The organism is Methylocaldum sp. (assembly GCF_039794385.1).
Taxonomy (GTDB): domain Bacteria; phylum Pseudomonadota; class Gammaproteobacteria; order Methylococcales; family Methylococcaceae; genus Methylocaldum.
Window position 1 is genome coordinate 1 of sequence record NZ_JBDIVO010000302.1, and the last position, 5,494, is coordinate 5,494.

A 5,494-nucleotide genomic window follows, 5' to 3' on the forward strand; every position below is an offset into this window, starting at 1 on the left:
GGGCCTGTCCTGAGCCTGTCGAAGGGCCTGTCCTGAGCATCGTCGAAGGGCATGAACGGATTCCACTTGTTCAGAGCTTCCTTAAAAGCATCAATCCGCCACGGAATCGGTGCTTGCCTCTTGCGGCAAGGACGTAGGCGAATCGAGCGGCAACCGCACCACGAATTCACTGCCCTTTCCCTGCCCTTCGCTGCGGGCCTCGACCTGTCCGCCATGCAATTCGACGATTTTTTGCACGATGGTCAGCCCCAACCCCAATCCTCCCTGAGAGCGGTCCAGAGTGCGGTCGGCTTGAGTGAAGGCGTCGAACAGGCGGGGCAATAACGCGCTGGGAATTCCCTCTCCGGTATCGCGAACGCAAATAACCGCATTCCTATCTTCAACGAATGCGGTAAGCCAAATGAAGCCGCCTTCCGGGGTGTACTTGGCGGCATTCGATAAGAGGTTCGAGATTGCTTGTACCAGGCGCGCAGCGTCAATCTCGAGCCGAATCGGATCAGCAGGCAACGAAACCGTAAAACGGTGGTGGCGCTGGTCCATGAGCGGCTTACAGGTCTCAACCGCCTGATCGATCACCACCGTCAAATCCATAGGCACTCTGCGCAGAGTCAGCTTGCCTTGAACGATCCGCGAGACATCCAAAAGATCGTCCACGAGCCTCGCCAACTGAGTGACCTGCCGGTCGACCACGTCCCGTACCCATCGAAGCTGGGAGTCCGGCGCATCGAGTTTCCGCATGATCGCCATGGCGTTGCGTATGGGCGCCAGGGGATTCCGGAGTTCGTGCCCCAGCATGGCAAGAAACTCGTCCTTGCGACGCTCGGATTCGTGCAGGGCGCGATTGGCGGCCTCGAGCTGGAGAGCCCGCTCAGCCAGTTCGATTTGCGCCTTTCGTACGGCCGCTTCGGCCTTCTTCCGCTCGCTGACATCGATTATCGAGACCCAGTAATGAACATCCGTCCCGGAATCGTCTGGCGCGCCCATTCGACTGTCCAGCACGACCGGCAATCCTCGTCCCTCGACGGTTAGCAAGGTGAGCTCGGTCAGGCCGGTGCCGCATATCCGGCAGTCCCGGAGATGTTGCAGGAACTGATGGCGGTCTTGTTCGGCGATGAGGTAAAGAAAGAGAGAACCGAGGAAATGATCCCGTTGACCACCGAGCAGGCGCGCGCCGGTCGCGTTCAGGGCACGAATGATGCCGCACGCATCCAAACCTACGTAACCCACGGGCGCGAACTCATAGAAGTCCGCATAGCGGTTGCCGGAGAAGCCGTTCATTTGACAAGGCATCACTGATCTTGACTCCAGTTCCGTAGTAGGCGTGTGCCACTGGCGAATCCTTTCGGCTGATACGACATTGATAGCGCCCTTTTGTTTCGGCCGATCGGATGGCGCGTGGCGAAAGGTCTGGAAAACTTGCGCTGTCATGGCTGCGTCATAACGTCTGGGCATGATCCGATGAGCTCGCCGGAAAAGAGATGTGAGCGACGAGATCGAAGGACATCGTCTACGCCGCTACGACGAACTTCGATTCGCAAAAGTAATTGTCGTCTTATTCCGAGGACCAACGGCCGGGAGACATCGAGCAAGCGCGACCATCACGAGAAGGAATCTATCCCATGAAAATGCTGGAACTAATAAAAGTTGCCGATCTGTTTACCATCAGCAATCTGGCCTCCGGGCTGATGTCGATTTTCTTGGCCACCGAAGGCCATCCGGACTGGGCCTCCGGTTTCCTGGTGCTGGCCGTGCTCTTCGACAGCCTGGATGGCAAGATCGCGGCCCTACTTCACCAACAGAACCTGTTCGGCAAACAACTGGATTCGCTTGCCGACCTGGTGTCATTCGGCGTGGCTCCGGCGTTTCTCTATTTCTCGATCGACACCCATCACTGGATCAAGACACTGATCCTGATCATGTTCGTCACCTGCGGAATGCTGCGTTTGGCGCGCTACAACATTTCGCAGGGCAATGCCTTTGAAGGGGTTCCGATCACGGTCAACGGTGTCCTGTTCCCGACCCTGTTCCTGGTCGCCGCGTTCGTACCGGAAAGTGTCAATGCCTGGCCGATGATATTCCTGGTGCAAAGTTTCCTGATGGTTTCCAGCCTTAGAGTGCGGCGGCTTTTCTGAGTCCATTTGTCTCCGCTGTAACGGGAGCACCGGCTCCCCCGATCAAGACTAGGCACATCGAGACATGCAAGCTTGGCAGGCAACGGGGTCGCCGGCAAAGGATTGCCGGCCTACGAATGCTTGAATCCATTCACCCGAACTGAAGGCGCCAACGACGTCCGCCAAGCCTGTTTTGCCATACGAGCGAGATGAAAACGCTTTAGAGCGTTTTCCGAATCGGTGTAAGGGATTCGGATATGTAGGTCGGGAATCCCTTCCCAATCGCAAACGGGCCTTTAATCGGCCCCTTCCAATCGCAAACGGTCGCTTTAGTCGCGACCCTTCCAATCGCAAACGGCATCTCTGGGAGCGCCAGAGCTGCCCTTCCGACAAAACCCTTCGCCGAGCCGATACGTCGGCAAGGGATTGCCGACCTACGTTCTCCCCTCCTGGAACGAATCCGTACACCGGGATGGAAAACGCTCTAAAACACGAGCGTCCACCCCGGCTCGCGTGCCTGATCGCGCGTGTAGCTCACGCCGTGCACCTTCAGCCCTTCGGCATTGAGAAGCGAGATGATTCCGCCCTGGTTGGACAATTCGATGTCGGGCCGAACGTGGATGATCATCGGTTCGCCCGGATTCAGGGTGCCCGTCAGCGGCTTTCGGTGCTTGGCGCGGTCCAGCAGTGCCCAGCCGTCGAGATCGATAGGCCGTGGCGAGGTATTGAGCAGGATCACGGTTTCGTCTTCCGGCGATTCGATCGTATTGACCTTTGCCGCCACGATACGCACCAGGCCGTCCGGTACCGCATGGGTGGGAGGCCATACCGGCGTCGGCCGGGGCGGAAGGCCGTGTTCGGCGGGAGGACCGCCCGGCTCTTCGGGCAACATATGCCCGGTACGATCATCGGTATGAATCGCCTGCGACTGAAATTTCAGGAAGAGGGCCACCCATTCCTGCTGGTCCGCGTACCAGAACAGCAGCCCGCCGTCCTGCCAGACGCCGTCGTCCTTGACGAAATCGTCGGCATTGCCCTGATTCATGTGGATGTCGTGAACGCCGCGGCCGGGCGCGAAACCGAAGATCTTGTCGCGCTTGTTCTCCGGCCCCCAGGGCTCGCCGAACGCATACACCCAGGCGTTCTCGCTGGCCATGGCGCGCTGCACGTAGCGGTCGATCTTCTCGTTGAGGTCGTTGTCCGGGCCGGGCACGGAAAACGGGAGAGGCGTCATTTCGGCGAACGAGCCGAACAGATTGCCGCGGATGTAATCCAGCGCGACTCCGCCGGGCTTCGAGGGCAGCTTGTGCCAGCCCGGCTCCAGTTGTTCCAGCGACTCGGTTATGGGATGCCGGAAGTGCGGCACGATCAGGTAGGACAATTCCGACGGCCACAGCTTGGACTTGACGTTCACCGCCAGGCGGTACCGATCCTGATCGTCCACCGCCAGAATCTGATAATGGGGGTTGTCGCCGGTCCCGAGATGCCGATCGACCGGCGTCGCTCTCAAAACGCCATAATTTTTCAGGGGCATGGTGGCTTTCTCCGTGTTAAGAGATCGAGGTCATTCCTGCGCCATCGCGCGGCGCGATTTGTATTCCGGCGTACCCGGCGAGTAATGCTTGCGGGCCCATCCGGCATCGGGCCGCAGCTTGAACTTGCGGCGGCCGGAGGATGGGATTTCCCGGTCGCGGTAATACGCGGCGCGGGCCCGGTAGTGTTCGTACAGGCGGAAGAACTCCGCGAGATAGATCGCCGCGATGCGGCGGGAGCCCAGGATTTCCAGCAGGTTTTCGTCGTTCCGGTGCAGCGAGTTGTTGCTCATGTTGGCGGAACCGGAGTAGATCACCGGCTGAGGCGTTTCGCCGTCGATCACGATGAACTTGTGATGGATGATGACCGGCGGGAACGGCGGCGGCGCTTCCCCCGGAAACAGCATGAGTTCGGTATCGAAGCCCTCCGGGGTATCCGACCGGCGGAAACGCTCCGCGCCGATCACGTCGCGACCCTGGCGGGAGCGGTGGTAGAGTTCGAGCGCGGCGATCTGGTCCGCGCGGACGGCCTCGTCCGTTTTCGGCCTGGCGATCCGGTTGACCAGTCCGAACATCATCTTGCCGTTGTCCCCCGCCATGAAACAGGCGTCGCGAAGCTCGGCGTCGGTCGGCGTGAACAGGCAGAAAAGCACCGAACTCCTGGCCCGATGGATGGCTTCGACGATGGTGTCGATGGATTCGCGCTGGGAACTCGCTTCCGGCGAAAAGAAAACCCGCACCCCGGCATCGCCCACCGTAATCGGACTCGACCAGCGGGCATTCCGCGCCAGGGATGACAAAGGCGGATTGTCTTTGAGCCGCTTGAAGCGGTCGAAATATAGCCCGGCCAGGGCGGACGAATCGAAGGTGTGCATCAAATTCGCCTGGGTCGACAAAGCCCCCGTGGTGTAGTTGGCGGAACCGCACACGACCCGCCCCGCCGACGGGCGGCGACCGGCGAACCCGCGGCCCGACACCAGGTATTTGTTGTGCATGATGGCGGCCTTGTCGCGGGGGAAAAACGCCACCCGGTCCTTCAGCAAGTCCACCGCCGGCTGATTGGGCGAAACCCTGTCACCGTCCGCCGATTCCGTTTTCTTTGCGTCGTAAACCAGCGCCAGGGGATGATTCCGGCTGAAGGTGTCCAGCGCCGGAACGATGAACAGTTCGTCGGTCAGATGATAGATCGCCCCGACCGCCTCCCTCGCCTGCCTGAGAAATGCCGGGACCACGCCGTCCAGACCGTTGGCCAGCCATCGGCGCAATTCGCGCGCCTGCTCCGCGCTGGGTTTGTCGTCGAGCTCCAGCCCCATGCCGCGCAGCTTCCGCATGAAACCCTGGGAGCTCAGCACCGCACGGTTGAACCAGGTGCCGATGTCGTGTTCGACTTCTGCCGGCAGCGTGACATCGAGCGTTCCCGTTGCTTCCGCAAGCGGCTGGAGATTCCCCGGCGTGCCGATCACCGGGAAAACCTCGTATCGAAAAACCGGATTGCGTCCGGCGCTCGCGGCCGCCCGGTCTTCATCGCCGATTCGTGCGTCCCACCAGAGAAACTTCTGGATCGGCGCTTCGTTGCTGGGAAAATCGGGCTGTTCCGGGTCGGCCGGACCGTTGAAGTCGATGCGGTTCAGAAGCCAGCTGGAAGGGGCGTACCGGCGCGTCGCGGGATCGCGAAATCCGGGTGTGCGCCTGGCGGCGAAACCCAGGAAATCCTTACGCCGGCTCCCCTCGTCCCAATCGAAGGCGAGCAAGATCATTCCCGGTGCCGGATATGCACGGATGGCGACCTTTTCCATATGCCCCCTATTATGTGCCCGGCCGTCAAGCGGCCGATACCGTTATCTCAAGGCT

4 protein-coding genes are annotated in these 5,494 nt (G+C 60.4%); 1 reads left to right on the forward strand and 3 read right to left on the reverse strand.

Features of this window, described 5'->3' with window-relative positions:
• Window positions 1-90 precede the first annotated feature (90 nt).
• Entirely contained in the window at window positions 91-1,290 is a 1,200-nt protein-coding gene (locus ABJK70_RS19180; RefSeq protein WP_347258800.1) for a PAS domain-containing sensor histidine kinase, read from the reverse strand.
• Between the two features lie 329 nt (window positions 1,291-1,619).
• On the opposite strand from ABJK70_RS19180, the gene pssA reads away from it, so the two are divergent.
• Window positions 1,620-2,132, forward strand: a complete 513-nt coding sequence (pssA, locus tag ABJK70_RS19185) for a CDP-diacylglycerol--serine O-phosphatidyltransferase (protein ID WP_077730081.1) — start codon at window positions 1,620-1,622, stop codon at window positions 2,130-2,132.
• A 463-nt stretch (window positions 2,133-2,595) separates the two neighbouring features.
• Here the strand turns inward: pssA and ABJK70_RS19190 are convergent, their stop codons facing one another.
• Both ABJK70_RS19190 and ABJK70_RS19195 read right to left on the reverse strand, forming a co-directional pair.
• Entirely contained in the window at window positions 2,596-3,645 is a 1,050-nt protein-coding gene (locus tag ABJK70_RS19190) for a DUF2278 family protein (protein WP_077730061.1), read from the reverse strand.
• A 30-nt stretch (window positions 3,646-3,675) separates the two neighbouring features.
• A complete protein-coding gene (locus ABJK70_RS19195; protein WP_347258799.1) occupies window positions 3,676-5,400 on the reverse strand; it encodes a phospholipase D-like domain-containing protein in 1,725 nt (574 codons plus the stop codon).
• Window positions 5,401-5,494 lie beyond the last annotated feature (94 nt).

Excerpts from the sequence above, each read along its gene's own strand:
- pssA (WP_077730081.1), top strand. The coding sequence starts at position 1,620 with ATGAAAATGCTGGAACTAATAAAAGTTGCCGATCTGTTTACCATCAGC.
- ABJK70_RS19195 (WP_347258799.1), bottom strand. The coding sequence starts at position 5,400 with ATGATCTTGCTCGCCTTCGATTGGGACGAGGGGAGCCGGCGTAAGGAT.
- ABJK70_RS19190 (WP_077730061.1), bottom strand. The coding sequence starts at position 3,645 with ATGCCCCTGAAAAATTATGGCGTTTTGAGAGCGACGCCGGTCGATCGG.
- ABJK70_RS19180 (WP_347258800.1), bottom strand. The coding sequence starts at position 1,290 with ATGCCTTGTCAAATGAACGGCTTCTCCGGCAACCGCTATGCGGACTTC.